General features: G+C 63.8%; 28 protein-coding genes. 18 read left to right on the forward strand and 10 right to left on the reverse strand.

Features of this window, described 5'->3' with window-relative positions:
• From K8R92_06330 to K8R92_06345, 4 genes are all read right to left on the reverse strand, one after another.
• The gene (locus K8R92_06330) at positions 1 to 1,128 is read right to left on the reverse strand and encodes a hypothetical protein (protein ID MCE9619507.1); all 1,128 of its coding nucleotides are present in this window, start codon (positions 1,126 to 1,128) and stop codon (positions 1 to 3) included.
• Complete coding sequence (locus tag K8R92_06335) at positions 1,121 to 2,881, reverse strand: glutamate mutase L (GenBank protein MCE9619508.1); 1,761 nt, start codon at positions 2,879 to 2,881, stop codon at positions 1,121 to 1,123. Before K8R92_06335 ends, K8R92_06330 begins: the two co-directional genes overlap by 8 nt.
• 105 nt (positions 2,882 to 2,986) lie before the next feature.
• Positions 2,987 to 3,535: a hypothetical protein gene (locus K8R92_06340; GenBank protein MCE9619509.1), complete on the reverse strand. Its 549-nt coding sequence runs from the start codon at positions 3,533 to 3,535 to the stop codon at positions 2,987 to 2,989.
• Positions 3,536 to 3,913: 378 nt separating this feature from the next.
• Positions 3,914 to 4,777 (reverse strand): hypothetical protein, encoded by an 864-nt coding sequence (locus K8R92_06345; GenBank protein ID MCE9619510.1) that lies wholly within the window; start codon positions 4,775 to 4,777, stop codon positions 3,914 to 3,916.
• Positions 4,778 to 4,874: 97 nt separating this feature from the next.
• Between K8R92_06345 and K8R92_06350 the strand changes: the two genes are divergently transcribed.
• Genes K8R92_06350 through K8R92_06395 form a run of 10 tightly spaced genes read left to right on the forward strand, consistent with a single transcriptional unit; the run spans position 4,875 to position 14,666 of the window.
• Positions 4,875 to 6,044 (forward strand): 3-dehydroquinate synthase, encoded by a 1,170-nt coding sequence (locus K8R92_06350; GenBank protein ID MCE9619511.1) that lies wholly within the window; start codon positions 4,875 to 4,877, stop codon positions 6,042 to 6,044.
• Positions 6,041 to 6,343, forward strand: coding sequence for a hypothetical protein (locus K8R92_06355; GenBank protein ID MCE9619512.1), 303 nt, complete (start codon positions 6,041 to 6,043; stop codon positions 6,341 to 6,343). The genes K8R92_06350 and K8R92_06355 overlap by 4 nt, the downstream gene beginning before the upstream one ends.
• 26 nt (positions 6,344 to 6,369) lie before the next feature.
• Positions 6,370 to 7,191 (forward strand): TatD family hydrolase, encoded by an 822-nt coding sequence (locus K8R92_06360; GenBank protein MCE9619513.1) that lies wholly within the window; start codon positions 6,370 to 6,372, stop codon positions 7,189 to 7,191.
• The gene (locus tag K8R92_06365) at positions 7,188 to 8,753 is read left to right on the forward strand and encodes an MFS transporter (protein ID MCE9619514.1); all 1,566 of its coding nucleotides are present in this window, start codon (positions 7,188 to 7,190) and stop codon (positions 8,751 to 8,753) included. Before K8R92_06360 ends, K8R92_06365 begins: the two co-directional genes overlap by 4 nt.
• Before the next feature lie 55 nt (positions 8,754 to 8,808).
• Entirely contained in the window at positions 8,809 to 9,483 is a 675-nt protein-coding gene (locus K8R92_06370; GenBank protein ID MCE9619515.1) for a gamma-glutamyl-gamma-aminobutyrate hydrolase family protein, read from the forward strand.
• Between the two features lie 57 nt (positions 9,484 to 9,540).
• Positions 9,541 to 10,245 (forward strand): TlpA family protein disulfide reductase, encoded by a 705-nt coding sequence (locus K8R92_06375; protein ID MCE9619516.1) that lies wholly within the window; start codon positions 9,541 to 9,543, stop codon positions 10,243 to 10,245.
• Between the two features lie 34 nt (positions 10,246 to 10,279).
• A complete protein-coding gene (eboE, locus tag K8R92_06380; protein ID MCE9619517.1) occupies positions 10,280 to 11,482 on the forward strand; it encodes a metabolite traffic protein EboE in 1,203 nt (400 codons plus the stop codon).
• A gap of 42 nt (positions 11,483 to 11,524) precedes the next feature.
• A complete protein-coding gene (locus tag K8R92_06385) occupies positions 11,525 to 12,496 on the forward strand; it encodes a UbiA family prenyltransferase (GenBank protein ID MCE9619518.1) in 972 nt (323 codons plus the stop codon).
• Positions 12,497 to 12,549: 53 nt separating this feature from the next.
• Positions 12,550 to 13,971: an alkaline phosphatase family protein gene (locus K8R92_06390; protein MCE9619519.1), complete on the forward strand. Its 1,422-nt coding sequence runs from the start codon at positions 12,550 to 12,552 to the stop codon at positions 13,969 to 13,971.
• A complete protein-coding gene (locus tag K8R92_06395; protein ID MCE9619520.1) occupies positions 13,968 to 14,666 on the forward strand; it encodes a hypothetical protein in 699 nt (232 codons plus the stop codon). Before K8R92_06390 ends, K8R92_06395 begins: the two co-directional genes overlap by 4 nt.
• Here K8R92_06395 and K8R92_06400 read toward each other — a convergent pair.
• Positions 14,621 to 15,466, reverse strand: coding sequence for a DUF2817 domain-containing protein (locus tag K8R92_06400; protein MCE9619521.1), 846 nt, complete (start codon positions 15,464 to 15,466; stop codon positions 14,621 to 14,623). The two genes, K8R92_06395 and K8R92_06400, sit on opposite strands and share 46 nt — an antisense overlap.
• Positions 15,463 to 16,230 (reverse strand): class I SAM-dependent methyltransferase, encoded by a 768-nt coding sequence (locus tag K8R92_06405; protein ID MCE9619522.1) that lies wholly within the window; start codon positions 16,228 to 16,230, stop codon positions 15,463 to 15,465. The genes K8R92_06400 and K8R92_06405 overlap by 4 nt, the downstream gene beginning before the upstream one ends.
• Positions 16,231 to 16,337: 107 nt before the next feature.
• On the opposite strand from K8R92_06405, the gene K8R92_06410 reads away from it, so the two are divergent.
• Complete coding sequence (locus tag K8R92_06410; protein MCE9619523.1) at positions 16,338 to 16,688, forward strand: hypothetical protein; 351 nt, start codon at positions 16,338 to 16,340, stop codon at positions 16,686 to 16,688.
• 111 nt (positions 16,689 to 16,799) lie between these two features.
• Here the strand turns inward: K8R92_06410 and K8R92_06415 are convergent, their stop codons facing one another.
• Positions 16,800 to 17,312: a hypothetical protein gene (locus K8R92_06415; GenBank protein MCE9619524.1), complete on the reverse strand. Its 513-nt coding sequence runs from the start codon at positions 17,310 to 17,312 to the stop codon at positions 16,800 to 16,802.
• Positions 17,313 to 17,350: 38 nt separating this feature from the next.
• Here K8R92_06415 and K8R92_06420 point away from each other — a divergent pair, with 38 nt between their 5' ends.
• Entirely contained in the window at positions 17,351 to 17,719 is a 369-nt protein-coding gene (locus tag K8R92_06420) for a carboxymuconolactone decarboxylase family protein (GenBank protein MCE9619525.1), read from the forward strand.
• A 53-nt stretch (positions 17,720 to 17,772) separates the two neighbouring features.
• Entirely contained in the window at positions 17,773 to 19,107 is a 1,335-nt protein-coding gene (locus K8R92_06425; protein MCE9619526.1) for a hypothetical protein, read from the forward strand.
• 48 nt (positions 19,108 to 19,155) lie between these two features.
• Here the strand turns inward: K8R92_06425 and K8R92_06430 are convergent, their stop codons facing one another.
• Both K8R92_06430 and K8R92_06435 read right to left on the reverse strand, forming a co-directional pair.
• A complete protein-coding gene (locus tag K8R92_06430; GenBank protein MCE9619527.1) occupies positions 19,156 to 20,523 on the reverse strand; it encodes a S41 family peptidase in 1,368 nt (455 codons plus the stop codon).
• Between the two features lie 230 nt (positions 20,524 to 20,753).
• Entirely contained in the window at positions 20,754 to 21,563 is an 810-nt protein-coding gene (locus tag K8R92_06435) for a hypothetical protein (protein MCE9619528.1), read from the reverse strand.
• Positions 21,564 to 21,751: 188 nt separating this feature from the next.
• Here K8R92_06435 and dusB point away from each other — a divergent pair, with 188 nt between their 5' ends.
• From dusB to K8R92_06450, 3 genes are all read left to right on the forward strand, one after another.
• The gene (gene dusB / locus K8R92_06440; protein MCE9619529.1) at positions 21,752 to 22,759 is read left to right on the forward strand and encodes a tRNA dihydrouridine synthase DusB; all 1,008 of its coding nucleotides are present in this window, start codon (positions 21,752 to 21,754) and stop codon (positions 22,757 to 22,759) included.
• 263 nt (positions 22,760 to 23,022) lie between these two features.
• Positions 23,023 to 23,658: a hypothetical protein gene (locus K8R92_06445; protein ID MCE9619530.1), complete on the forward strand. Its 636-nt coding sequence runs from the start codon at positions 23,023 to 23,025 to the stop codon at positions 23,656 to 23,658.
• A 130-nt stretch (positions 23,659 to 23,788) separates the two neighbouring features.
• Positions 23,789 to 24,448 carry a hypothetical protein gene (locus K8R92_06450; protein MCE9619531.1) on the forward strand — a complete coding sequence of 220 codons (660 nt, stop codon included), beginning with the start codon at positions 23,789 to 23,791 and terminating at the stop codon, positions 24,446 to 24,448.
• Between the two features lie 83 nt (positions 24,449 to 24,531).
• On the opposite strand, the gene K8R92_06455 is transcribed toward K8R92_06450, so the two are convergent.
• Complete coding sequence (locus K8R92_06455) at positions 24,532 to 24,963, reverse strand: hypothetical protein (protein ID MCE9619532.1); 432 nt, start codon at positions 24,961 to 24,963, stop codon at positions 24,532 to 24,534.
• A gap of 377 nt (positions 24,964 to 25,340) precedes the next feature.
• On the opposite strand from K8R92_06455, the gene K8R92_06460 reads away from it, so the two are divergent.
• Together K8R92_06460 and K8R92_06465 are read left to right on the forward strand one after the other, a co-directional pair.
• Positions 25,341 to 25,901 carry a hypothetical protein gene (locus K8R92_06460; protein MCE9619533.1) on the forward strand — a complete coding sequence of 187 codons (561 nt, stop codon included), beginning with the start codon at positions 25,341 to 25,343 and terminating at the stop codon, positions 25,899 to 25,901.
• Between the two features lie 93 nt (positions 25,902 to 25,994).
• Positions 25,995 to 26,648 carry a hypothetical protein gene (locus K8R92_06465; GenBank protein ID MCE9619534.1) on the forward strand — a complete coding sequence of 218 codons (654 nt, stop codon included), beginning with the start codon at positions 25,995 to 25,997 and terminating at the stop codon, positions 26,646 to 26,648.
• Positions 26,649 to 26,762: the final 114 nt, after the last annotated feature.

Below are 26,762 nucleotides of genomic sequence, written 5' to 3' on the forward strand. Positions count from 1 at the left end.
TTACGTTTCGATGCGCTCGACATTGGCCCGGGGGACGGTCACGGTGCCGCCGCGCTCCAGCGCCACTTCCAGCACCCGGGCCTTGCCGCCGGAGTCCAGCATCGCCGGCTTTGAGGGCAGCGCCGACACCGTGCCCAGCAGCCCGAAGTGGGGGTCGCGGATGATGCGGACCCAAACGCCCGGAGCCAGTTCCCCGCCTGTGTCGGGCGCCGACTCGGCAGCGCCGGGCGCGGCGGCATCCAGGGGAATGACGATCTCCGGCCGCATCACGCCTGCGCGGATCTGGGTGGCGCCATTCACGCTCGCCTCGCGGCCCTTGTGGGAGGCCAGCAGATCGAAGGTGCGCCGCGCCATGGCGATCTCGCCGAAGCCCTCGGTCAAAATCAGTGTGAGCCCGCACTTTTCGCTGCCGGTGATGGCCACGCCAAGGTCGTAGCCGAGGAAGTCGCGCAGGTCAGCGTCATCCATGCCGCCCGAGACGATCGCGGCCACGCCGATCGACTTCGCCTTGGCGATCGAGGCGGCGGTCATGCGCGCACCGCCGATGACGACGCAGCCTTTCATCTCGGGGCGGATCAGATCCTCGTGCAGCTCTTCTTCGGCGGCCTTGCAGGCCAACATGATCGGTCCGCGCGCCTCGCCACCCACGCCGAAGATGCCCTGCACCAGCGCCGCGTCGGTCTCGATCACGGCGCCTTCATTGGCCATCACCTCGACCACGCGGCCCGGCACGTGGGCCATGATCTGGATCGGCAGCGGCGCGCCACGCAGCAGCACCATGCCGCTGGAATCGCTCACGCTCTCGATCGTCCCGGTGGCCGCGGCCTTCACCTCGGTCTTCATCATGCCGAAGACGCCCTTGCTGCGGGCGATGGGCTCATCCTGCTTCACGCTGTCGCCGACTTTCTTGAGCATCAGGCCGGGCAGATCCTTGGGCGGGCAGGCGAGAAGGCTCGCCACCTTCATTGGGGTGACGTCGCCTTCGAGCTGCGTGTAGGCGACCACTGTCGAGCCCTGCACGCGGTCGCCCATCGCAACCTGCACCTTGCCCGCCGTGGGCAGCGCGCGGCGCGTGCGGTAGACGCTGCGCGAGCTGACTCGAAGACCTGGTGTGTATGCCTTAGCCATAGACGTGGAGAGCCTTGATCCATTTGTTCAGACTGGCGCGGCGCTCGGCGGGATCCTTTGGCAACTCAAGCGGCCGGCCGCGCGCATCCAGCACCACACCCAACGGACCGCCGCGCACCTTGCGCGTCACGGGCTTTCCGGGGCCCTGCCCGAAGTCGAAGCCTCGCTCGGGCTTGGCTTCGATTTCCGCTTCCGCTCCGGCGGAAAGTTGAATCTGTGCGATGTCGCCGCAGTTCAGGCTGCCGCTCGCGTCGGCGTCCTTCGTCGGGCCATCGCCCTGCTTGACGACCTTCATGGTCCACGCGAAGCATGGCTTGCCGGTCTTGCCCTGGCCCTTGGCGCAGACCGCGCTGCCCAGCACGACCAGGCAATCCTTGACCACCACCTCGAAGGCCGCCTGCGTGTGCACGCTGGCGAAGACGCCCAAGTGCGGCATCATGAAGATGCTGTCCTTGGCGAGTTCGGTGAAGCCCTCGGGCTCGAAGCTGTCCAGCAACATCGCTGCGGTTTGTTCAAGGCGCGGCGCGTGGCTGAGCACGCCGCCGGATGCAATCAGCAAGTCCATGCGCATGCGATCGACTAGGCTGGAGCCCGCCTCCTGCTGCGAGAAAACGTCGCCGACCGTGCGCTGCTGCTGCACGCCTTTGAGATTGGTGGCGAAGGCGCGGTGCTGAATGAACGCCAGACGCAGCGCTTCGCGGGCCACCGCCTGCTCGAAGATCAGGGCCTCGAGCGTCTGCGGAATCGTGGTCGGGCGGATCATCTTGTTCTTGACGCGATTGCGCAGCTCGCGCTCATCCATGTCCACGTGCACCCAGCGCAGCACTTGATCGAGGCCGGCCTCCGCGCAGACATTGGAGATGGAGTAGCTCATTCCCAAATTGGCGCTGACTGTTCTATTAAAGACGCCGTCGTAGACGCTGAAGACGTCGGTGGTGGCGCCCCCAATGTCGACGCAGACCGCGTTGATGCCGCGGCGCTTGGCGATTTCCTGCAGGATGTCGCCGACGGCGCCGGGCGTTGGCATGATCGGCGCGTCGGCCCAGCCGATGAGCTTGTCGTAGCCGGGGGCGTGGGCCATCACATGCTCAAGGAAAACGTCGTGGATCTTTTCGCGGGCGGGGCCGAGGTTCTCTCGCTCCAGCGTGGGGCGCAGGTTGTCGACCACGGAAAGGTCGAAGCCGGGCGCGTCGAAGACCTTGCGGATGGCCGCGGTGGCGTCGCGGTTGCCCGCGTAGATCAGGGGAAGCTGGTACTCGCCGCCGAAGCGCGGGCGCGGCTTGGCCGGCGCGATCAGCTCGGCGATTTCCACCACCTTGCGCTGGTCGCCGCCGTCGGTGCCGCCGGAAATCAGCACCATGTCGGGGCGCAGTTCGCGGATGCGCTGGATCTGCTCGTGCGGCTTGCGCTTGTCATTGCCGGCGATGGTGTCCATCACGATGGCGCCGGCACCCAGTGCGGCGCGCTTGGCGCTCTCGGCAGTCATCTCTTTCACGACGCCCGCGACCATCATCTGCAGGCCGCCGCCGGCGCTGGAGGTGCTGACGTAGATGTCGCAGCCGTTGGGGTCGCTGCGCGAAGTGCGGCGGATGATCTTGCCGTCGTTGTCGATCAGCTTGCGGCCGGAAAGCTCCTGCAGCTCGGTGACGGAGTTGACCACGCCCATGGTGACGTCCGCCAGCGGCTCCTCGACGGTGGTCGGCGCCTCGCCGCGGAAAGTCTGGCGCCAGTGGCCATCCTTCTTCTCCAGCATGATTGCCTTGGTGGTCGTGCTGCCGCAGTCGGTGACGACGACGATTTCGAGATCTTCTTTTTGAATTCCTGCTTTCACGAGGGTCACCGTTTGGAGGGTTGGAGCCTACACGCCCGGCGAAGGGGGTTGCGGTGCTTTCGTTGCGGGATTCTCCGCACCCGAATCGCCTGTCTTGCGCCTTCCCGCCTCGCGCTGCGCTTCCAGTTCATCCAGCCGGGCGAGCATCCAGGGGATCGCGCCGCGCCGATCGAGATAGTTCGCCACTTCCTTCCAAGCTGCGGGATCCATCACGATTCCGGCGAAGGGCGCAAGCGCCTGCATGCCCTGCCCCGTCAGCACGCCCATCGGCCGCCAGCTTTCCAGAAAGATGCCTGCGGGCTGTGCCATGCCACGGGCCACAATTTTGCCCAGCAGATTTTCCACGACCTCACGCTGCGCCTCCGTCGGTTCGGCCGGGCCGGGCGGATCGACCGCGAAGGCGTGGCGGATTTTCTCTCGCCATGTTTTTGGTCCGGCATTTTGCGGGTCGGTGGTCATCATGGTGCTTCGGTGCGTATCGGTTCCGCAGTCATGGCAAACTTTACCCGCCTCGCCCGCTTGCGATAGGCGGCTGTCCATCGGCAAGAGGCGTCTGTGCGCCAGCATGAGCGACATGCGCATAAATGCTTCTCTTGCGGTCGACGACCGATTCACCGCGGCCCAGCGGAACCTGCATGCTTCCGCGAAATGATCGACGCGACCGAGTCACGGTCAACAGAACTGCGTCGCCACCATCGCGACATGATCGGACGGATTTCCACGGCATGGTGCGCACCCGAAGCGGCTCGCGCAGCGTGATCTTCTCATCCGTTAACTCCACATCGCTGGGCAGAAAGAATCGGATTAGTGCGAGAAACATTCCCAGCAGCGCGAGTGCTCCCCACATCCAGTCGCCCGAAGTCAGGGCGACGCCCGCGGTGAGAAGGAGCAGCGCTCCGCACGCTCCCGTCGCGGCAAGCGGCCGCTCTTTCGCGGGCCAGGAGCGCCATCGCATCATTGCACCTTCAGCTTGCCGTTCATCATCCGCCAGTGGCCCGGATAGGTGCAGATCAGCGGATAGGTGCCGGGCTTCGTCGGCGCGATGAACCAGAGCTCTCCCGTGGTGTTGGGTGCGGTGAGCCCCATGATTTCAAGCACTTTCGGCGAGTCGGGCACATATTGCCGCTGCTTGCCGATCGCGCCCTCGCCGAGCTTGTCCGCAGCGACCCCGATCTCGCTGAGCGATCCCGGCGTGCACACTAGCAAGTTGTGCTGCATGGAATCTGGGTTCGTCATTACGACCGCGACGACCGCATCATGCGACACCGTGAACTCCTTCGGGTCCCACGCCATTTTCCCGGGCACGGTCGTGGTCTTCAGAACGACCGGTTTCCAACTCGCAGCTTCGCTTGGTCGATCGCTTTCCGGAAGCATGAAGAGCGCACGGATGCAGGCGGCCTTCACGATGCGGCTCGGTGAATCTTTTGCTTTGGCGACAAGTGTTGGGGCAAGCGCCTTCAAATCAGCCACGGGTTGTGCGGCGAGAATCATGGTGAGATCGTTGCGACCCAGGCAGGCGTCGCATGCCTCGATTTCGGCGAGCGTGGCCGCGGCGAGAGAGGTGGAAGCGCTCTTGGCCTTGGCGCTGATTGCGGCGATGCGCTCTCCTTGCGGAACGCCTGCATCCCGCAGCGGATCAAGCGCGGGACTTTCGGTTTGCGCCGCGCCGGTTGCCGTTCCCGAAGATGGAGCGGAACCTGCCGCCGGCGCATGCGAATGTCCGGAATGGTCTTGGGTCTCGCCGGTGTTCTGGGCCGCCGCTCTCCCGCAAAGGAGCGACATCAGGGGCAGCGCTACCAATAATTTTGCGAATTGCATGCGTTCACGATAGCGGAGCCGCTTGGATTTCGTCACGCTTCCATGGCCACGCTTTGGCCGCTGTTCAACGGCGGTCGACGCCCTACTCTTCATTGTGATGTCCAATCCGTGGATCTCATCCCAGTCGCAGTCGGAGCACGCCTGGACCACGCAGGTCGGCACCGTGCTGGATCACCGCGTCTGGTGGTCGGACCAAATTCTGTCGCCGGGAAATGCCGCGTTCGCCGCGGCGATGGAAGGGATCCACCGAAACTGCGTCGCGTTCATCGACTCGGGCGTCGCCGAACACTGGCCGGAGCTGGGCGGACAACTTCTGGGAGCCTTCGCCGCGTTGCCGGGTCCCGCACCCAAGCTCGCGCACATCGAGACCATTCCCGGCGGCGAGGCTTGCAAAGATGGCTTGAAATTCACCGAGCATGTCGCCAAGAGCATTTTTGATCATGGTGTCAGCCGCCACGGCGCGGTGATCGCAATCGGCGGCGGCGCCGTGCTCGACGCGGTCGGCTTCGGCGCGGCGATCGCCCACCGCGGCGTGAGGCTGGTTCGCGTCCCCACCACCACGCTGTCGCAGGACGATTCCGCGATGGGCGTGAAGTGCGGCGTGAACGCGTTCGGGCAGAAAAACTCGCTGGGCTCCTTTGCCGCACCATGGGCGGTGCTCTGCGATGGACACTTTCTCGCCACCCTGCCGATCGAACATTGGCTGGGCGGATTCAGCGAGGCGGTCAAGATCGCGCTGCTGAAGGATCCCGAGCTCTTCGAGCAAATCCATTCGCACGCCTCGGCCATCGTCTCACGCGACCTGAACCTGGCGCAGTCCGTCATTCGCCGCAGCGCGTGGCTTCATCGGCAGCACATCCTTGAGGGGGGCGATCCCTTCGAGCTGGGCACCGCGCGGCCGCTGGACCACGGCCATTGGAGCGCGCACCGACTCGAAGCCATGAGCGGCTTCGCCGTACCGCACGGGCAGGCGGTGAGCATCGGCATCGCGCTGGACGCGCTGCTGGCGGTTGAAATGAAAATGCTTGAGCCCTCCGTCGCCACGCGCATCATCGCCACGCTGACATCGCTCGAACTTCCGATCTGGCATCCGCGGCTCGCCAACGGGGACGAACTGGAGGAGGGTCTCGAGCACTTTCGGCAGCACCTGGGCGGCATGTTCTCCATTCCGCTGCTCACCGCGATCGGATCGGCGGAGGAAGTTGCGGTCGTCGACCCACAGCACATCCGCAAAGCCGTCGCTTCGCTTCGTACACTGGCTTCATGAGTACGCCCGCCGGCACGCCGCCCCTGGATCGCAAGGCTCTGATCGATCTCGGCTTCATCGAGGCCCGAGCAAAGGTCCTCGACATTGCGGCCTTTCTCGACCGGCTCGACCGCGCGGGTGGCGATGCAACACCGGATTTCCGCGTCGAGGCGATCCGCGCGGCGCTTCGGATCGCGCTGGAGACCTCCCCTGCCCGCGCCGAACGCATCTTGAAATCGTGGAGCGATCCCACCACCGAGCCCGCCGCCCGCGCCGACGGCAAGGCTGCCCGCGGCGTGCATCCAACTCCCAAGACCTGAGCTCGAATACCAAGACCTGACCACGCATGTACATCGATCCGCACATCCACATGGTCAGCCGCACCACCGACGACTATGCGCGGATGGCCGTGGCGGGCTGCGTGGCGGTGACCGAACCCGCCTTCTGGGCGGGCTTCGACCGCAGCAGCCCCGCGGGTTTCCAGGATTATTTCCGCCAGCTCACCGAGACCGAGCCTCGCCGTGCCGCCGCCTATGGCATCCGCCACCACTCCTGGATCTGCATCAACCCCAAGGAGGCGGAGGATCACGGATTCGCGCGCGAGGTGATGAGCATGATCCCTGCGTTTCTGGAGCGGCCCAACGTGCTGGGCGTCGGCGAGATCGGCCTGAACCGCAACAGCAGGACGGAGCTCGCGGTGTTCGAGGAGCACCTCGAGATCGCCGCGAAGCACAACGCGCTGGTGCTCATCCACACGCCGCACCTGGAGGACAAGCTCAAGGGGACGCGGCTGATTCTTGACGCGATCCGCGCCCACGGCAAGCTCGATCCCGCGCGGATCCTGGTCGACCATGTCGAGGAGCACACGGTGCGGCTGGTGCTGGAGCGCGGATTCTGGGCGGGCATGACGCTCTATCCGGACACCAAGTGCACCGCGGCCCGTGCCGTCGACATCATCGAGATGCATGGGACCAACCGGATCTGGATCAACTCCGCCGGCGACTGGGGTCACAGCGATCCGCTGGCGGTGCCCAAGGCGGTCCTGTCGATGCGGGCCCGCGGCCACACCGCCGCCGACATCCACAAGATCAGCTTCGACAATCCGCGCGCCTTCCTCTCGCAGAGCAAGAACTTCAGCGCCGAACCCCTTCGTCCAACTGTTGCATGACCACGCACGACCACGCCAATCCCGTCAACACGCGCAAGTGGCTCACGCTCTTCGCCATGACGGGAAGCCTGTGCATGATCCTGTTGGACACCACCGTGGTCGGCGTGGCTCTGCCGACCATCCAGGTCGACCTTGCCCTGACGCCACTGCAATCGCAGTGGGTCATCAACTCCTATGTGCTGCTGCTGGCCAGTTGCGTGGCCCTGGGCGGCCGCGCCGCCGACGCCTTCGGACGCGTGCGCGTCTTTCTCTTCGGCGTCACGCTCTTTGCGGTGGCCAGCGTCTGGTGCGGATTCGCCTCCAGCGGCGGCGAACTGGTCCTGGCCCGCGCTTTGCAGGGACTCGCGGCGGCGATCATGCAGCCGGCCAGCGCCAGTCTGGTGGTCAACAGCTTCGCGCCGGGCGAGCGCGGCAAGGCGATGGCGGTCTATGCAGGCATTCCGATGCTTTTTCTCGCCGGCGGTCCCGTCATCGGCGGCGCGATCACGCAGTTCGCCAGCTGGCGCTGGAATTTCTGGCTCAACGTCCCGGTCGCCCTCGCCTCGATCGCGCTCACCTTCGTGGCGCGGCCGGTCGATCATCCTGCCACCAAGCGCGGAACCGATTTCGTCGGCGCGCTGCTTCTGCTGACCGGACTTCCGCTGTTCGTTTGGGGACTCATGGAGGGAAGCGACCGCGGCTGGAGCCATCCCTGGGTCGCCGCCGCGCTGCTCGTGGGCCTGGTGCTGATTCCGATCTTCATCCTGTGGGAGCGCCGCCATCCCGCCCCGCTTCTGAACATCAACCTCTTCGCCGATCCCGCCATCGCCATCGATGCGTCGATTCTCTTCGCGACGCAGTTCGCCATGACCGGACTGGTCATCTATGGAAGCATCTACGCGCAGAGCGTGCTGGGCTTCGATCCGCTCATGGCCGGCGCCAGTCTGCTGCCGATGCTGGCGCCGGTGATCCTGGTCATTCATTTTGCGGGGCGACTCTACGACCGCGTCGGCGTGCGCCGCCCCGCCCTCATCGGCACGCTGCTCTGCACGATCGGCATGGCCACGCAGGCCTTCGCCGCGCCACTGGGCGCCTATCCACCGCTCTCCATCTATCCGCTGCTCGCCCTGGGCATGGCGATCCTCGGCACCGGCATCGGTTTCGTCATGAGCCCGGTGAACACCGATTCGATGAGCCGCGTCGCCCCCGCGCAGCGCGGCCAGGTGAGCGGGCTGGTGCAGACGCTGCGGCAGATCGGCGGCACGCTCGGCGTGGCGGTGGTGGGTTCCACGATTCTTCTTGCCCACGAATCCGGCATCACCAACCGCGTGGCCAAGGCTGTGTCTGCGCCGCAGCAGGAGGCGGCCCGCGAACTGCTGCGCCGCGCCTCGCATGGAGATCGCGGCGCCATTCAGGAGCTGAGCGCGGACCAGCCGCTGCAGCAGCTCGAGCGCGAAGTGCTCTCGCAGAGCGTCGCCAAGGGATGGTGGATCTCGACCGCGGCGCTGGCCGCGGCCTTCGTCGCCTCCACTCGACTTCGCTCGATGCCCAAGCCGCAAGCCCCGCGCGACACCTCTGCGTAACGGCCTCCGAAGCTGAAGCCGCGACGCCCGCGCTCGCTCTGCGTAAACTGGCCGCATGCCGCGGCCCATCATCGGAATTTCCTGCAATGTGCGCGAGGAAAATGGCAAGACCTTCTATCTGCTGCACCGCGCCTATGTCGCCTCAGTCCGTGACGCGGGGGGCATTCCTTTCCTGATTCCGGCCGATCCCGACCTGGCGACCGCGAAGGAAACCCTGGACGCACTCGACGGCGTGCTCTTCACCGGCGGCGATGACATCGACGTGCGACCGCTCGGCCAAGCGCTGCATCCCAAGGCGGAGACCATGCCGGCGCTTCGCCAGCGGAGCGAGTTCGCGCTGCTCAAGGCACTCGACCAGCGCCCGGACCTGCCGGTGCTGGGCATCTGCCTGGGCATGCAGCTCATGGGAGTGCATGGCGGCTGCCCGCTCATTCAGCATCTGCACGATGTCATCAAGGATGGCGACCGTCACGTCGGCAACAAGGTGCACGCCATCGCCGGCTCCATCGGCGCCGGCCCGGTGACCAGCAGCCACCATCAGGCGATCGGCGCCGCGGGTCCCTTTGAAACTCTGGCCTTGAGTGACGACGGCGTGCTCGAGGCGATTCGGATGCCCGACCGCGCCTTCTACGTCGGCGTGCAATGGCACCCGGAGCGGACCGAGGACAAGGCTCTCGGTCTCGGCATCGTCAAAATGCTCGTCGATGCCGCAAAAATCCACGCTTTGTGAAAGTCCCGGCTTCTCCCGATTCGGGCTCATTGCTAGGATCATGGCCAGGAGATTTCCATGCCCATCGCAACGCTCGTCTCACTTTTGCTCGCCTTCAACGCGCCGCCCGCTGCCCCGGCCGCATCGCCGCCCGTCGCCTCGCCCTCCACCGCGCCTCCCGCCACCGGCCCTGTGCTCGTCGCCGGAGCGCTCCCGCCCGCGCTCACCATCGACACCTGGGTGAAAGGCGAGGAGGTCAAGGAATTCGATCCTGAAAAAGTCTATGTGGTCGAGTTCTGGGCGACCTGGTGCGGCCCCTGCCTCGCCTCCATTCCCAAACTCACCGCGGATCAGAACGAGAATCCCAAGGACCTCGTGGTGATCGGCGTCGCCGCCTCCGAGAGGCCCGATGCAAAGGCGGATCCCGCCGAAGCGTCCGACCCGAAGGCCGTGGCCGCGAAGATGCTCGCCAAGGTGCAGACCTTCGTGACCAAGCAGGGCGACAAGATGAACTACCGCATCGCCTTCGACTCCGACGGCACCATGAGCCGCGATTGGATGCGCGCCGCGAAGCAGAACACCATTCCCTGCGCCTTCATCGTCGGCAAGGGCGGCAAGCTCGCCTGGATCGGCAATCCCCAGGACATGGAAGCGCCGCTGGCCAAGGCGCTGGGCAAGGAAGTGCCTCACAAAAAGAAGAAGGTCAAGGAGAAGGGTCCCGATCTCAGAGGTGGAAGCGATTCGGGCTCCAAGCCACCCGCGCCTCCCAAGGGCGTGGAATAATTCCTCGCTCTTCCACGGCGCCGGTCGCAAGGTCATGACGCCGATCGGCTACTGCGCCAACGTTCATCCCGGCCGCAACCTTGAGCAGTTGCGCGAGTCCCTCACGGGAGCGATGGCCCGCATCGCCGCACGATTGGGTCAGCACACGCTTCCCGTGTCGCTCTGGCTTTCGGCCGAGACCATTCGCGAGCTCGCGGAGGAGCCGCGCCGGGCCGCCCATCTGCGCGACGAGGCCCGCGACCTCGGCCTTTCGTTCGTCGCCATCAACGCCTTTCCCTACGGCAATTTCCACGCCAGCCGCGTGAAGCGCGCGGTCTACGAGCCCGACTGGACCGACGGCCGCCGCGCCCACTACACCTTGGCGGTCGCGGAACTTCTGCCTTCGCTGGTGGCCGAGGGCGCCGAGCGCGTCAGCATCAGCACCCTGCCGCTGGGGTGGCGCTCGACTTTTTCCGCGCGCGGCAGCGGCGCCTCGGTGGGCATCGCCTCCGCGGCGCTGGAGCAGATCGCCGCGCGACTTCACGCCATCGAGAAGAGCACCGGGCTCCACATCACGCTTGACCTCGAGCCGGAGCCGGGCTGCGCCATCCAGACCAGCGAGGAGCTCGTCGGATTCTTTGCCCACTGCCTTCCGACCACCACGAAATCATCCGCGCCGCTGCGCCGACACATCGGGGCGTGCGTGGACGTCTGCCATGGCGCGGTCATGGGCGAGCCCCCCTACGAATTCTTCGAGCGCTGCGCCAAGGCCGGCGTCACCATCAATCGCGTCCAGCTCTCGAGCGCCATCAAGGGATCGCGCTCGGAGCATGACCTCGCCGCGCTGGCCCAGTTCGACGAGCCGCGCTATCTGCACCAGGTCGCGACCGGGTTCGGCGCCGCGCGGCGTCTCTGGGAGGACATCCCGAATTTCCTCGCCGACGCGCCCGTCGAGATGAGCGCCGCCCCGGGCGCCGCCACCGAGGAGTGGCGCTGCCACTGGCACGTGCCCATCCACCACGCCATGATCAACGGGCTTGAGACCACCTCGGCTGCGATCGCCGGAACACTGGAGGCGGCCGCGCGGCTTGCCGAAGCGCCGCTGATCGAGGTCGAAACCTACGCCTGGACCCAGCTTCCCCATGAGGCCGGCGACTCCGTCGAGGAAAAACTTGAGGAGGGAATCGTGCAGGAAATCCGATACGCTCAGGCCTGTGCGGTGAACATCGCCGAGCCGCGGGAATCCATGCATGGTTGACGACACAACGACATCGGGCGCCGCGGCCGACCGCCTCAGAGCATGAGCGACAAAGCGACTCCATCCCTTGCCTTGGCCGCCGAAGGCCGCAACAGCATCGGGGCGTTTCTCAAGCTGTTCCGGATCTCCAATGTCCCCACCGTCGTCACCAACTCGCTGGTGGGCGCCTCGATCGCGGCGGCCATGGAACCGGGCACTTTTCCAAACCTCGCGCACCTGGCCGCGGTGACGCTTGGCGTGCTGATGATCTACATCGCCGGCATGGCGATCAACGACTACCTCGACCAGGTCGTCGACGCGCGCGAGCGACCCGACCGGCCGATCCCCTCCGCGCAGATCTCCTCCAACACCGCGCTCTTCATCGGCGTCGGGCTGCTGGCGATGGGCATGTTCGCCTGCACGCTGATGCTGCCGGTGATGGTGCCGTGGGTTCTGCTCCTGGGCAGCGCCGTGCTGGCCTACAACATGCTGCACCTGGCGAAGTTCTCCGGGCCGCTGCTCATGGGCGTCTGCCGGGGGCTGGTGCCGGTCATCACGGCGATCGCGCTTGCGCCCAACCAGTCGCCCGACTGGACCATCCTGGTGTTCTTCGCAATGCCGCTCGGGCTGGCGACCGGTGGCATCTCGCTGGCGGCGCGCAATGAAATGTCGCGAAACGACGGAAGGCCCGCGTGGCGGCGGAACCTTCGCACCATGGGCGCCACCGCTTTCATCGCAGTGGCCGCGGTCGCTCCGCTCGGGGCCATCGCCATGCGCGTCCTGCCGCCGATGGACACCTTCATGGCCGCCACCTATCTGGTGTCGCTGGCACTGACCGGCTTCGCGATCTACCGCGGCCTGGTCCGCATCGTCCGTCCCAAGGCGACGCACGCCGGAGTGATGCACTGGATTGCGGCGCTCTCATTGATGGACGCCGCCAACCTCTGCATCCTCAACCAGCCCGGACTGGCCTACGCGGCGATCGGCTGCTTCATCCTCACCACGCTGATGCAGCGCCGCATCGCGGGCAGTTGATCGACGTATGACCTCACCGCTTGGATCGAGGTTGATTCCCTACTCTTGCGGACATGCCCTCGACTGCGACCACTGAACACGCTTCCGGCTGCACGCGCACGGTCGTCATCAATGTCGTCGGGCTTTCGGCGCGGCACATCGGCGCCCACACCCCGCGGCTGAAGGAATTGGCGAGGTCGCTCGGCGGGACGCGGCCGCTGCGTCCGGACTTTCCCGCGGTCACTTGTGTCTCGCAGGCGAGCATGCTCACCGGCCTTTCGCCGCGCGATCATGGCGTGGTCGCCAACGGCTGGTACGACCGCGAGCAGGGCGAAGCGCGCCTGTGGCGGCAATCCAACGCGCTGATGCATGGCGAGAAGGTGTGGGAGGCGGCCAAGGCTCGCAACGCCAAGTGCACCACCGCCAATCTCTTCTGGTGGTTCAATATGAATTCCACCTGCGACTGGTCGGTCACGCCGCGGCCGATCTACACGCATGATGGGCGGAAGATTCCCGATGTGTCCACAGAGCCGCCGCAGCTTCGGGAGTCGCTGCAACAGGCTTTCGGCCGCTTTCCGCTCTTCGATTTCTGGGGACCGCGGGCCGGCATCCGCTCCAGCGACTGGATCGCGCAGGCGGCGTTGCGGGTGATGCGCGACCACGATCCCGCGCTCACGCTGATCTATCTGCCGCATCTGGACTATGTGCTGCAGCGCGAGGGGCCGCAGGCGCCTTCGCTGAACAAGGAGCTGCGCGAGGTCGATCGGATCGTCGGCGCGCTGCTGGATGCTTGCGCGGAGCGCAAGGCGCGGCCGATCGTCTTGAGTGAATATGGAATCGAGGCGGCGACGCAGCAGGTCCATCCCAATCGGGCGCTGCGGCAGGCTGGACTGGTGGAGGTGCGCGACGAGCTGGGCCGGGACATGCTCGAGCCGATGTCCTCTCCCGCGTTCGCCTTGTGCGACCATCAGGTTGCGCATGTCTATGTGCGGAATGCGAAGTACATTCCCGAGGCGGCGAAGGTGCTCGCTTCGCTTGAAGGAGTGGAGAGGGTGCTCGATCGAAAGGCGCAGGCTGAACTGAGTCTTGACCACTCGCGCGGCGGCGACTTGGTGCTGGTCGCCAAACCCGGCGCCTGGTTCGCCTATCCGTGGTGGCTTGATGATGCGCGTGCGCCGGACTTCGCCCGCTGCGTCGACATCCACAAGAAGCCCGGCTTCGACCCCTGCGAGTTGCTCGTCGATCCGGAGATCTCGCTCCCGGCGCTGCGCGTGGCGAAATTCAAACTGGCTCGTGCCTTGGGCTTTCGCTCGTCGCTGCGGCTCACGCCGCTGGATGCGTCGCTGGTCAAGGGCACCCACGGACGCGCGCAGGTTGCTCAGGGGCTCGAACCGGTTGTGCTCGCGGAAAATGCCCTGATGCCCGAATCCGATTTCATTTCGTGCCGGGACATTTCCGGCCTAATCTTGCGGCATCTCTTTGAGACGCGCGCGTGAAGCTCTTCATCTCCATTCTTGTCCTTGCCATAGCAATCGGCGCGGCGGCCGCATTCTGGCCGCACAGCGCCAAGAAATTCGATACCGAAATATCCGTGAATGAAGGGGTCGAGACGAGGACTCCGCTCGCGACAACGCAACCCACGGCGCCGCTTGCGACGCCGACCACGCCAGTCGCGCAACCTTCAACCCCCGCTTCCTCCGCACCAACGGCGCCGGTCACGGAGCTCAAGCGTGTCAACGGCGATCAACTCGAAATCGACGGCAAATACACCGTGCTCGGTTCCGGCACCGAGCTCGATCCCTATCGCATCACCTGGGAATTGCTCAAGAGCGCCCATGAAACCATGGACCTCAACGGACCGCGCGACATACCGCCCAAGCGGCTGTCGATGCTCAACGGAACATGGGTGCAGATCAGCGGATATCTGGCGCCGCCGCTGTGGGGCCAGGAAACCATCGAACTGCTGGTCATGCAGAATCGTTGGGACGGGTGCTGCGTCGGGCTGCCGCCGACGCCCTTTGATTGCATCGAGGCGGAGCTGGTCACGCCCATGCGGCTCGGAGCGAAGCACTCGATCAGCTTCGGAACCATCCGCGGAAGATTCATCGTCGAGCCCTACCGTGCCGGTTCTTTTCTCATCGGTCTCTACCGGCTTGAGAGTGCGCAGACTGACGACCCCAAGGATCGGTGACGCTCCTCGAGCGCGTTCGATCTCACTCGCTCATGCCGAATCGCTTCCAGAAGCATCGGCCCCCACTTCTTCCACATCGCTTCGTTGTCCAGCCGCGTCGTCGCGCCCGGCAACTCGACCGTGATGACGGGAATTCCCAAGTCATTGCCCGCGAATGAACCGAGCGAGCCGGATTGGCCGCCAAGTCTTTTCACCGGCAGGCCCGACGCCGACGCCATCGCCCTGGCCAGCGATTCGCCGGGACCGTCGAAGTCGATGCACCCCAGCGGCTGATGAATGCTGATGATGCGATCCGGTTTCCGCGACTCGATCAACACCCGCAACGCGGCGCTCTCAGGCTCCGACGAGGGCGACTTGCCTTGCCGATGTCGTTCCTCCCAATTCGTGGATGGGAAGTTTCGGTTGAGGTCGACGCCATGATTGTTGTGGCGCTTCTTCGCCTCCAGGCCATCGGGATTTGCCTGCGCGATCACCAGCACGCGCCGACCCTTGAGCGATTCCGGCTGCTTTCGCAGTCGCAGCACGAGCTCGTTCAGCAGCGGCATCCCCGCGGGTTCGCTGCCATGAATCGACGCGAGCAGAAGCACAGTCACGGGTCCGTCGCCCAGCGTGACGCACTCGATCGGCTTGCCTTTCACGGAAAACCCGATGACCTCGCCGGACACCTGCGGCGCGACGTCTTTGTCTTTCGCAGTGGATGTCTTTGCGAATTGCTGCGATGCGCATCCCGCCAGCGCGACGACCAGCATGGCCAGCGCAACGCGGGCAAGTGCGGAGATGTTGACCGGACATTGCTTCATTTTTTCGCCGGCACCACAAAAAGATAGAGGCCGAATCCGAGCGTGTCGCGTCCCCATCGCATGTAGGCCTCGCGCCAGGATTTGATTCGGTCCGCCATCGCCGGTCCGTCGGGATCCTCCGGATGCGCGGCGACGTAGGCATCGATCGCGCCGCCATAGTTTGATTCGTATCGATTGAAATCCTCGACGGATGTCTCCACAGCATGAACGCACTTGAGTCCCGCCTCCGCGCCGAGCCTTTGGTTGCCCGCGTGATCGGCGAAGTTGTCGCGCGCCGCTCCGAGCGCGGAGAGATATTCCCGATCGGGCTCACGGCGCCAGTAGCCCTCGCCCAGCAAAAGCGAGCCGCCCGGCTTGAGCAGCTTCGCCAAGATCGCCGGCGCCTCACGCGGCGAGCCAACGGCGTGGCTCGCGCCGATGCAGAGCACTGCGTCGAAGAGCGCGTCGCCCGGATTGCGATGGGCAAGGAATTCCGCATAGGAGTGCTGGCGCAGTTCGAGTGCGCAACCACGAAGCTTTGCCTGTGCCCTCGCCTCCGCAAGAAAAGCAGGATTGATGTCCACGCCGATCGCGGCGATCTTTCTTCGCTCCATCAAGCGCAGCAGCAGCTCGGCCTTGCCGCAGCCGACATCGATCGCACGTGCACCAACCGTCGGCAGGCGCGACACGATCGCATCAAGCGCGTCCCGAAGCGCCGCTTCGCCAAGCGGATTGCAGATCGCCATGCCGCCATGCCCGATGGTGGTGAATTTCAACGGATCCATTGCGTCTGCGGCGACGACTTCGCGTGGCGGTGCATTGCGCGCAGTGTAGTCCGCACACGCTATTCTTCACGGTTCGCATTGGACTACCACTTACAAAAGGACACAACATGAAAATGCACGCACTGATTCTCGCCCTCGTCGCCGCCTGCTCCATCACCCTCTTTGGCTGCGATGGATCCGGCAGCATCGACACCACGCAACTGCAGCACAGCTTCGCCAACGCCGAGGCCGGACTGAAGTCCGCGGCCGACACCGCCGTTACCGCGATCAAGAAAGCCGACTACAGCGGCGCCTTGGCCGACCTCCAGAAGATCGCCGGCGACGCAAAGCTCACACCCGAGCAGAAGACGGCCGTCAACAATGTCATCGAGCAGGTCAAGAAGATGATCTCCGACATGGCCGCCAAGGCGCAGGGCGACGCCTCGAAGGCACTCGGCGGTGTGCCGAAGGCCCCCTGATTCCAACACGATTGCATTCCAATCCGCCAGAGGCTTCCTCTGGCGGATTTTTTTGCGCTCATCCGGCGCGGCCGGGATGAAGGCGCTTCACTCGAACGCGGTTCGCACCTCTCAGGCGACCGCCTCCGGAGCAGGAGCAAGAAAGATCTCGCGCATCTTGGCGGCGCCCAGCCGGCGCCCCAGCTCGCGCATCGTGCAATAGATCAGCAGCAGCACCGCCATGAAAATGTGGATCGCCCAGAATTGCGGCCAGAGCATCTCGTCGAGAAGTTTCCGGTTGGCGGCCTCCAGGCTCCCCGCCTTGTCCCAAAGGCCGTACACATCCTCGCCATAGTGGATGACGGTTGCCGCGATCAGGTAGAGCAATGTCTTCCACAGGATGTTGTAGATGAGCGGCCTCCGGTGGTAGCGCTTGAGAATGGGCATCAAGTCGAGGATCAGCACCGTCTTGGCCAGCAGCAGCGCCGACACGGTCATGGCGAACCAGGATTGCACCTGCACACCGGTTCCATGCAGCGATAGGGATCGGACAAACGCCACCAGGTTGAGGGCGACGACGAAGAAGATCGTCGGCGGAATCAGCTCGAGAAATTCCTTCTTGATCTTCGTGGAAATGTTGCTCATGAACGGAACATATCATCGCGCACAACAAGGAGGCGCGCATGAGCAGGCTGACCGAATTCCGCACCGAACGCGAGAAAATGAACCGTCGAATCCTCGACCAGAAAGATCTGGTGACCAACCGCTTCTTCGCGCTGGACACCCAGACCTACGAGCCCGGCGCCCTGGATGCAAAAACCAAGGAGCTCGCCGGGCTGGCGGCCTCCATGGTGCTGCGCTGCGACGACTGCATCGCCTACCACACCATCCGCTGCAAGGAGCTGGGCTGCAGCGACGCGGAACTCTGGGAGATCTTCAACGTGGGTCTGATCGTGGGCGGCTCCATCGTCATTCCCCATCTGCGCCGTGCCGTGGCGCTGCTGGACGAACTTGCGGCGGTGGCGGGCCCGGGCTCCGAGAAGCAAGGCTGAAACAAATCCAAGGTTGACGCGACTCACGTCTCCCGCTTCCAATGGAACACGCCATGCCGCGAAACCTCCTGATCGTGATCGCGACGCTCGCCCTCGCGGGCTGCAGCGCCTTCGATCCGCCGCGACCCGCGCTGCCCGACACCGCGGTGCCCGCCATCGACTCCGTCATTGCCTCCGGTTCAAAGGAGGAACGGCTGCGCATGTGGCGCGAGGACATCGACGCCTTCGAGAAGATCCTGCTCTCGCGCCACGCGGGGCTCTACGCGGTGCTGCCGCGAGAACGCTTCGAGGAGGAGTTCGCTTCGCTGCGCAAGGATCTGCCCGATCTGCGCGACGACCAGATCGTGGTGCGCCTGCAGGAGATCGCGGCGTCGATCGGCTCCGGCCACACCGCGGTCCACACCGAGCGGGGCCGGCTCATTCCCGGGCGGCTGCCGATCGGCTGCGCCTGGCTCTCCGACGGCGTGCTGATTGCCGCGGCCGACGACGACAATGCTGCGATCCGCGGCGCCCGCGTGATCGGCGTGGGCGACCACGGCATCGACGAAGTCCTCGTGGAGATCGCCAAGGTCACGCCGCATGAGAACGAGGCCTTCCTGCGGCTCAATTCCATGCAACCCCTCTGCGAGGCGCACACCCTCAGCGGCCTCGGGCTCATCGATGATCCCACCGCGGTCCCCTTCCATGTGCGCCTGCGCGGCGGCGGCGAGACCACGGTCCTCCTGTATCCGCGGCGCGGCGGCGAGTCCTTCACGATCACCAGCGGGATGGACCCGGGCAACATCTGCTTCACCCGCCTGCCCCGTCCGGGGAAGCGCATCTACGGCACACAATATTTTGAGGACCGTCGCGCGCTCTACATCTGGTACGACTCCTGCAGCAACGCGCCGGATCAGAGCGTGGCGCAATTCGTCAAGGCCGCGCTCGAGGAGATCGACCGGCTTCGTCCGCGCGTCGTGGTCTTCGATCTGCGCCGCAACGGCGGCGGCAACAGCGGGCTGCTCGAGCCCTTCATCGACGGGGTGCGCGAGCGCGAATGGCTGAACGATCACCAGCGCCTGGCGGTGCTCATCGGTCACGGCACCTTCTCCTCGGCGGGGATGAACGCCGAGGAATTCAGGAGCCGCACTCATGCGACGCTCATCGGTGAGCCCACCGGCCAGCGCCCCGACTCGTGGATGGAGTGCCGCTGGGACTGGCTGCCCAACTCCCTGCTGCGCGTGAACTACATGCTCTATGCGCCCTCCTTCGCCAAGGACAAGCCCGACTCCTGCAATCCGGACATCCTGGTGCCTGTGTCCTGCGACGACTGGCTCTCCGGCCGCGATCTCGCCTTCGAGCGGGCGCTGGAGCTTGTGCCTGCGGCAAGCCTGCCTTCCATCCCCTAGCCCGGCCGAACGGCACGCCGGGCGCGGCTCTTCAAAATATTCTTCGGCTCAGGAGGGCTTCTTGGCCGCGGCGACTCGCGCCCGCGCCAGCTCCAGGGCTTTTTCCAGCGCCTGGTTCGCGGGGGCCTCGACATCCGGCTTCACGCCCGTGCCCTCCCAGTTGGTGTGGGTCACCGGATTGTTGGCGCGAAGATGCGGCATGCGGATGATCATGCGGTCGTCCAGCCGCACCGGCTTCACCGGATGCGCTCCGCCGCCGGTGGTCTGGCCGACGATGGTCGCGCGCTTGAGCGACTGCAGGTCGTAGGCGAACTCCTCCGCGCAGGAGAAGGTGCGCGGACCGGTGACCACGAACACCGGCAGATCCCGGGCGAAGCGCGTGCCCGCGATCTCCTCGTCGGAGTAACCCTCGCCGATCACCGATCCCGTGCGATCCATCATGGTGTTGAGCAGGGTCGGCTTGTCAAAGAGATATCCGGCGATGTAGTTGAGCAGCACCGGCGAGCCCCCGCCGTTGGCCCGGATGTCAAAGACGACCGCGTCGCACTGGGCGAGGAAGGCGAAGGAGGCGTCGACGACTTTCTTGGCCTCGTCGTCGGGCCGGAAGGCGTCGAAGCGCAGGACGCCGATGTTCCCCGGCGCCACCTCGCACGACTTGAACATCCAATTCTGCTGCCGAGCCTCGTCGTCGGACTCCCGGGCCATCGAATGCTCCCCTTCGTCGCTCGCCGGCGCAATGGAAACGCCCAGGTGCTTGTCGTGGGTCACTTCGCGCATGTCCCGGGTCAAACGCTCGGCCAGAGCCCGCTCGTCGGCAATCGCGTCATAGGCGCCTGCGGCATTGGCTTTCGCGATCGCATCGGCCATCGCGGCGCCCTTCTCGGGAAAGACGTACTCGTCGCGCAGGGCCGTGACGGCGGCATCCACCAGTTTTGTGCGACGCTCCGCATTGAGAGGCTGGCTCGCCACCATCGGGCCGCCGGAGGTGATCTGAATGGCGTCGAGCTTGCCCTGGTCGTCGAACTCGAACACCACATCGATCGCGCCGCGAATCGATGAATTGATCTTCGTCGGCAGCGAGGACGCCGACGGCGGGCCGACCTCCATCAGCGTGAGTGCGCCGAATTCCTTGCGCAACTCGGGAAGCCTTGCAACGCGCTGTTCAAGCGGCGTCTCGGAGAGTCGCTTGGCAGCGCGCCAGTTTTTCTCAAAGGTGCGGGCCTCCTCCGGCCCGCCATCCTGGACCAGCTTGATCCAGGCGGCGGCGCAGCGGCCCTGCGGCGTGTCCGGAAGAATCGCCGAAGTTCCCGATGCGCGGATCGGCATGGCGACTGGTTCCGTCGGCGCGATCATCGAAGTCGACGCGGAGAGACCGAGAAAGCAGACGCCGGCGAGGAGAAGCTGGATGGGTGACATGCGGTGGACCTTTGTTTCGTTGGAGGGCGCGGCCTACGGGGAAGACACCGCAATTTCCTTCAAGTTGCAGCTCAAGCCCGCAATTCTTGAAAGACTTCGCAACACGGGTTCGATGTGACCAACTCGAATGGCGCGGGGAGGACGCATGGGGCTTCCATACCACGCACCGACCCCGCCGGAATTTGCCGGAAGGTTCAGATTCTGCGCCAAACTCGGTCAGCAGCCAATCGTCAAGCCGCTTCCGCAAGCCCGACCCGCCGCCGCCCACGGGCGACGGAGAGCAGGAATGCGGTAAAGCCTCCCAATGACGAGGGCTCTGGTGCCAGGTCAAAGTAGTACTGCGTGTCGGGGCAGAACGTCTTCTGTGAAGGCAGCACCCAGTCCTTGAAGTCCTGTTTCAATGCCTGATTAAAGTTGGTGAATCGGCCCAGTGCAATGGTCTCGGCGCTCAGCGCCTCCAGCGTCAGCAGCGTGTGTTTGCCGTCCTTGTCGACGTCGAATCCCCACTTCACCCCTCCGAGAGCCGCGAGCTGGTTGTCCGGCATGATGCCTACCACGAGCGTGATGAAGCTGAAATTGATCGGGTACTGGCCGACCTGCGCCCGCGGGTCGTCGCGCATGTATTTCCCGCTTCCATTGATCTTGATGTTGGTATTTCCTTGTGCGTCGCCAAGTGATGGATAGCTGAAGTCGTAGAACGGAAGACCGTCGCCCACACCGTCGGGGTGCCCGGGAGCAATCTGGCCCTCTCGCAGATCAATGAACGGCCGGTTTGGCCGGGGCGTCACGCCTCCCACCGCGTCGCTGCAGGACAGGAGTTGCAGCCAGCGCAGGTTTGGCTCCGTGAAGCACATTTGATCGGCGAACGCCGCGTTCGTCTCCCAATGCATGATCATGTTGGCGCCGGGACCCTTGGTCCGGGTGCCGGAGGAAAGCTCGTATTTGTCGACCACGATTTTTCCGACATTGACGTAGCCCGCGGCGGCGCTGCCGGCGATCGCCATGGCGATGAAGATCGCGAAGGACTTGAAGTGTTTCATGGGAAGGGCTCCAACCAGGCCGCTGGTCAACGCGCGGCACGACGCCCCTTCACCGCATCTCCGACAGGGAATCAAAGTATCACGGCAACACTCGCCGGCAAATCGAGGAAATTGCTTTTTCCATGAAACCCGTGATTCCGCGACGAATCCCGCTTCGTCCCCGGGTCTCACCGCAATAGACTCGCCCCATGCTTCGCATTGGCGCCCTCACACTTCAAACGCCGGTTCTGCTCGCTCCCATGGCGGGCCACTGCGACCTCGCTTTTCGCATTCTCTGCCGCGAGCAGGGCGGCGTCGGCCTGGCAAGCACTGACTTGCTGAACAGCCACGCCCTGCTGCGCGGTGCGCGGCGCTCCCTGGAGCTCGCCGCGACCAATGAATTCGATCAGCCCTGCGGCATGCAACTCTACGGCAACTGGTCCGACCCCCTGCCCGAAGCCGCCATCTGGGCCGTCGACCACGGCGCCCAGCTCATCGACATCAACATGGGCTGCCCGGTGGACAAGGTCGCCAAGAAGCACGGCGGCTCGCTGCTGCTCTGCCAGGTGGGCGACACGGTGCAATTGGCCCAGCGCATCGTCAAAGCAGTGGAAAAGCACACCAGCGGCCGCGTTCCTGTGACCGCAAAGATCCGACTTGGCTGGGATCCCGAGCGATTCGTCGGGCCAACCCTCGCTCGCCAGCTCGAAGATGTCGGCATCGCCGCAGTCACCGTGCATGGCCGCTTCACCTGCCAGTTTTTCGCCGGAACAGCCGACTGGAACAAGATCGGCGAAGTGGTCGCGGCCGTAAAGAGCATTCCCGTCATCGGCAACGGCGATGTCACCGAGCCCGAGCATGCGGTGGAACTCATGAAGCAGACTGGCTGCCGCGGTGTGATGATTGGCCGCGGATCGCTGCGCACCCCCTGGCTCTTTCGCCGCGCCGCCCATCTGATCGCCACCGGCGAGCTCCTTCCCGAGCCCACCACCGATGAAAAGTGCCTGGTCATCGACCGGCACCTCCAATTGCTCGATCTCTACAACCCCGGCCGCCATGCGGTGGAGTGCATGCGAAAGCGGATCAGCTGGTATGGCAAGAACATGGGGCACGTGAAGCCGCTCAAGGAAGGCATCCGCACCGCCGAGACCACCGCTCAAATGCGCCATGTCATCGCCGAGTGGCGAAATCGCAACGCAGAAGCCGTTCTGCTGTGAAATGAAATAAATATTTGAAATATTTGGAACATTTCATTTGAAAGCGCAAAAATCCGGCGCATAAGTGTCCCCGCTCGCTCCATTTCGATGGCGCAGGCAGTGCAGGTAGGTTGAAAAGGATCTGAAAATATTGTTCTTCGAGATTGCAAGGCGATCGCTGTTTTTCTGCTTGTGCAGGATTCGGTTTCTATGGGAAATTGGGCTCAAAACCCGGGAAAAGGTGGCACGTGAAGCACATGAACACATTGGGAATGGTTTCGGGAATGGTTCTGACCACAGTCGTTTCGACCACTTCGGCGTCCATCATCACGAACGATCCCAATCTTCCACCTGACGGCGTCTACATGAGCGCGGAACAGGTTCACGCGATGTACGGCGCGGGCGCTCTCACAATCGTTCTGGGAAACATCCGGCATCACCCCTTCGCGGCCACAGCCATCCGTACCCCTATTGGGCCGGACGAGATGGAGCAATTCGATTCGGAAGCCTTCGGAGACGTGGAGGTCTATGTGAACGGCGATTTTTCCGGTGCCGGGCCGATGACGGGACTGGGGCCGGTCACCACCATGGTTTTCGGCAAAATCGGCAACACCACAGGCACATTCGACACCGAAATGCTGGCCATGAATCTCAGCGGCAATTCGCTCTTTGGCCCGATGATGATCCGAGAGAGCCCCACGCTGCAGTCCCTGGGTCGAACGACCATCACGGACATTGGCGGGGGCCTGTTCAAGATCGATTCCTTCTTCGATGTGTTCACGGAGCTCTCCATCGACGGCGGGCAGACCTGGATGCCCGACTTTGGGGGCCCGGTCCACATGGAGCTCGTGCCAGCACCAGGAGCCGCAGCCATGCTGGGTCTGCTTGGCCTGCTTTCAGGCCGTCGGCGCGGCGCGTGATCCGCCAAGTGCTTTGATCTGATTTCGTTTCTTCAAGATTCCCTTTGCGGTTGTTTCATCTTGATGGTCGGAGCCTCCAATTGAGGCAAAAATGGGGCAAAAGCCCCGGAAAGTACTGGAGATGTTTCAAATGAATTATCGCGTTGTTCCGATGGGTTTGGCTCTTGCAACCCTTGCCGCTTCAGCCTCGGCCTCGTTCATCACGACGAACCCCAACCTGCCCTCGGACGGCGTGTACATCGGGGCGTCGCCGGTCAACCCCAAATACGGCGGCTATTCGCTTCAGCTGGTGCTCTCCTGCATCAAGCAGATTCCCAATGCTTCGTTCACCACGCAGCAGGAGGGCGCGAACCAAGTTGGGCAGTTCGACTCGCAGGTCTTCGGTCATGTCAATGTCTTCCAGAACGGTGAATACTTCAGCCGGAGCGTCGTCTCGGGATTTGGGTCATTCACCACCCTGGCCTTCGACAAGCAGGAAAATGCGATCGGCACCTTTGCCACCGAAATGGTTTCCCTGAGCATGTCCAGCGACACCGTCTTTGGCCCGCTGATGATCCGGGAAAGCCCGACCTTGCGATCTCTGGGATCGACGACCATCACGGACATCGGGGATGGTTTCTACGAGATCGATTCCTATTTTGACATTTACTCGGAACTCTCGATCGACGGCGGCCAAACCTGGATTCCGGACGCCAACGCCCCTTCGCGACTGGAACTCATTCCAGCCCCGGGTGCGGCGGCCCTGCTGGGAGTCGTCGGACTGCTGGCACGGCGACGGCGCGGCGATTGATCGACGCGCAATCCGCTGGGATTGCCAACTGAAATTTCACGGCCCCGGAGAAATCCGGGGTTGTTCTTTTTGTGAATTCGGGCTTATTTCAGCCGTATTCCGCACTCCGGACAATGGCTCGGCACGGGAGCCTCTGCATGCGCCGCCAACGCATGCCGGCATGCGGCGCAGCTTGGAGAGTGCGGCGGCGCACCGACCCGCCGAAAATTGCCCGCAATCAACGCCGCAATCACCGCCAGCACCGAGCAGCCAATCGCGGCGCCAACCAGGATCGGACTCGTGTGACTCTTCACGAATTCCATGTTCCAAGCCCAGGGTCTGAGATCGAAATGCATCATGCGAGCCAGAGTGAAACCCAAAACCACAAGAATTCCGCTTGCTGCCGCCGTTCGCAATTTGGGAAAGCAGGCCGCCATCACAACGGCAGCAGCCGGAAGCATGAGATTCACAGCAATCGCATTGCCAATGCCCGGCTTGCCGAAGAGCTGGATCGCGAACTGCTGAAGCGGCGCCAACCCGATCAGAAGCCCGACCGCCAATGCGACCGCAAGGATCAGAGGCTCACGCGATGGTGAAATGCTTTGCATCGTGAGCCATCCTATCGGTCCGGGTGGAACCGCCTTTTGCGACCCTCAGCTAGGGCCAATAACCATAATTCAAAAAATTTTAGAAATATGGAACCTTTCATTTGAAAGGGCAAAATTACAGCGCATTGTGCCCCTGTTGATCGTTTCATCCCCATGGGACGGTCAACCTAGGTAGGCGTCGGAAAAGGTCTCTTCAAACTTGTTTCTCTTCAGGATCCTCCCCGGGATCTGTGTCTTGATCTTCATTTTCTGGAAAAGGTGGCATCATGCCAAAAGTAGAGGGAATTGGAAAAGGATTCGCCGCTGTGGCGTCTCTGGCATTGGGATTGGCAGCCTCAAACGCTGCCGCGGAAGTGGTGACCTTCTCGAAGGTCTTCACCAACACCACCAATGAGGCCAAGGAATTTTATTACGAGAAATTCGTGACCCTGACCACGAGCTCCGGGTTTTTGTCGGGCTCGGGGCGTTTGACTCTTGGAGTCACCGACCTGCGATCGGATGGCGCCAGCGTCTCGTCGGTCGGATTCGACTCGATTTACACCGGCGGCTTCCAGCAGGGCGACTCCTTCCTTCCGATGCTGAAGTTCGCCAGTCCCACACCAATTCCCGAAAGGGAACTCTGGGCTCCCTATGTGCTGACCGCGCTCGCCGCGAGCAATGCCAGCGCCTCATTTGCGGGCAGCTTCCCGGCGAGCGAGACATTCATCAATCTTGGCGACCAAATCTGCGTGAAAATCCGGCTCGTGGTTTCGGCGGGCGACCAAGCCGTGGTCTCGGGCAATTTCACCGTCGTGCCGATGTCCGGCACGCTGCCGCTCCTGACACTCGCCGGCATCATCGGCTCAAGCCGCCGAAGAGCCTTCTAAGTCCGGCCATTCATCGTTCGATCAATTCATTCGTACAAATCTGTTGGATCCGCACACAAACTTCGGTTCATTCATTTGAAAGAGATGGGAATTATGTTCAAGCAATCGTTCATCACAGCGGCGTCAATGATCCTGGCAAGCACGGCTTTTGCCGATCTGACCATCAACTACTCCGTCGATGGTTTGGCGGGCTCACCCGTGGTTTCGGCCGGAACCCTGACCGAGGCGGGCCTGAGTTTCATCGACTCGCGCAGCGGCGATGACTGGTCCATCCAGTGGGATCTTCTGGGCGATTCCGTCAGCACGCCCAGCCTCATTTCCAACGGATTCACCATCACCAACACCAGCGCCTCCAGCAAAACCTTCGACATCCTGGTCGCCTTCGACATCTCCAATTGGGACGGCCCGACCTACTGCTTCGGCAACCTCTTTGGAGCCGTGAATGGAACCGTCACGTCGTCCACGCCGATGTGGCAGGGCTATCTGGGCGGTTTCGCGGTGGTGGACCTGTTCCCGGAGTACTCGGCGACCGACGGCGGATTCGGCGACACCATCCCCCCGTTTGAATTGCTGCAAGGCTCTGGCGGGACCCTGGGATACCACATGAAGTTCACCTTGGATGGAAATTCCGATGTCAGCTTCATCGGCGCCTGGAATGCCGGAGCCGGGGCGATTCCTTCGCCGGGAGCGCTGGCCTTGGTGCTGTGCGGCTGCGTCTGCGGCTTGAAGCAGCGACGCACCTGGTGAGTTTGGATCCGAAATTCAATTGATTCACACGAAGCCCCGCTCCATGCGGGGCTTCTTTCTTTGATGCCGATGATCCATTCCTCCCGAATGCCCGGGGACTCCCTGGGACCCGCG

This window comes from Planctomycetota bacterium (assembly GCA_021414025.1).
GTDB lineage: Bacteria > Planctomycetota > Phycisphaerae > Phycisphaerales > SM1A02 > SYAC01.

Excerpts from the sequence above, each read along its gene's own strand:
- K8R92_06330 (MCE9619507.1), bottom strand. The coding sequence starts at position 1,128 with ATGGCTAAGGCATACACACCAGGTCTTCGAGTCAGCTCGCGCAGCGTC.
- K8R92_06335 (MCE9619508.1), bottom strand. The coding sequence starts at position 2,881 with ATGCTGGAGAAGAAGGATGGCCACTGGCGCCAGACTTTCCGCGGCGAG.
- K8R92_06340 (MCE9619509.1), bottom strand. The coding sequence starts at position 3,535 with ATGTCGCTCATGCTGGCGCACAGACGCCTCTTGCCGATGGACAGCCGC.
- K8R92_06345 (MCE9619510.1), bottom strand. The coding sequence starts at position 4,777 with ATGCAATTCGCAAAATTATTGGTAGCGCTGCCCCTGATGTCGCTCCTT.
- K8R92_06350 (MCE9619511.1), top strand. The coding sequence starts at position 4,875 with ATGTCCAATCCGTGGATCTCATCCCAGTCGCAGTCGGAGCACGCCTGG.
- K8R92_06355 (MCE9619512.1), top strand. The coding sequence starts at position 6,041 with ATGAGTACGCCCGCCGGCACGCCGCCCCTGGATCGCAAGGCTCTGATC.
- K8R92_06360 (MCE9619513.1), top strand. The coding sequence starts at position 6,370 with ATGTACATCGATCCGCACATCCACATGGTCAGCCGCACCACCGACGAC.
- K8R92_06365 (MCE9619514.1), top strand. The coding sequence starts at position 7,188 with ATGACCACGCACGACCACGCCAATCCCGTCAACACGCGCAAGTGGCTC.
- K8R92_06370 (MCE9619515.1), top strand. The coding sequence starts at position 8,809 with ATGCCGCGGCCCATCATCGGAATTTCCTGCAATGTGCGCGAGGAAAAT.
- K8R92_06375 (MCE9619516.1), top strand. The coding sequence starts at position 9,541 with ATGCCCATCGCAACGCTCGTCTCACTTTTGCTCGCCTTCAACGCGCCG.
- eboE (MCE9619517.1), top strand. The coding sequence starts at position 10,280 with ATGACGCCGATCGGCTACTGCGCCAACGTTCATCCCGGCCGCAACCTT.
- K8R92_06385 (MCE9619518.1), top strand. The coding sequence starts at position 11,525 with ATGAGCGACAAAGCGACTCCATCCCTTGCCTTGGCCGCCGAAGGCCGC.
- K8R92_06390 (MCE9619519.1), top strand. The coding sequence starts at position 12,550 with ATGCCCTCGACTGCGACCACTGAACACGCTTCCGGCTGCACGCGCACG.
- K8R92_06400 (MCE9619521.1), bottom strand. The coding sequence starts at position 15,466 with ATGAAGCAATGTCCGGTCAACATCTCCGCACTTGCCCGCGTTGCGCTG.
- K8R92_06405 (MCE9619522.1), bottom strand. The coding sequence starts at position 16,230 with ATGGATCCGTTGAAATTCACCACCATCGGGCATGGCGGCATGGCGATC.
- K8R92_06410 (MCE9619523.1), top strand. The coding sequence starts at position 16,338 with ATGAAAATGCACGCACTGATTCTCGCCCTCGTCGCCGCCTGCTCCATC.
- K8R92_06415 (MCE9619524.1), bottom strand. The coding sequence starts at position 17,312 with ATGAGCAACATTTCCACGAAGATCAAGAAGGAATTTCTCGAGCTGATT.
- K8R92_06420 (MCE9619525.1), top strand. The coding sequence starts at position 17,351 with ATGAGCAGGCTGACCGAATTCCGCACCGAACGCGAGAAAATGAACCGT.
- K8R92_06425 (MCE9619526.1), top strand. The coding sequence starts at position 17,773 with ATGCCGCGAAACCTCCTGATCGTGATCGCGACGCTCGCCCTCGCGGGC.
- K8R92_06430 (MCE9619527.1), bottom strand. The coding sequence starts at position 20,523 with ATGTCACCCATCCAGCTTCTCCTCGCCGGCGTCTGCTTTCTCGGTCTC.
- K8R92_06435 (MCE9619528.1), bottom strand. The coding sequence starts at position 21,563 with ATGAAACACTTCAAGTCCTTCGCGATCTTCATCGCCATGGCGATCGCC.
- dusB (MCE9619529.1), top strand. The coding sequence starts at position 21,752 with ATGCTTCGCATTGGCGCCCTCACACTTCAAACGCCGGTTCTGCTCGCT.
- K8R92_06445 (MCE9619530.1), top strand. The coding sequence starts at position 23,023 with ATGGTTCTGACCACAGTCGTTTCGACCACTTCGGCGTCCATCATCACG.
- K8R92_06450 (MCE9619531.1), top strand. The coding sequence starts at position 23,789 with ATGAATTATCGCGTTGTTCCGATGGGTTTGGCTCTTGCAACCCTTGCC.
- K8R92_06465 (MCE9619534.1), top strand. The coding sequence starts at position 25,995 with ATGTTCAAGCAATCGTTCATCACAGCGGCGTCAATGATCCTGGCAAGC.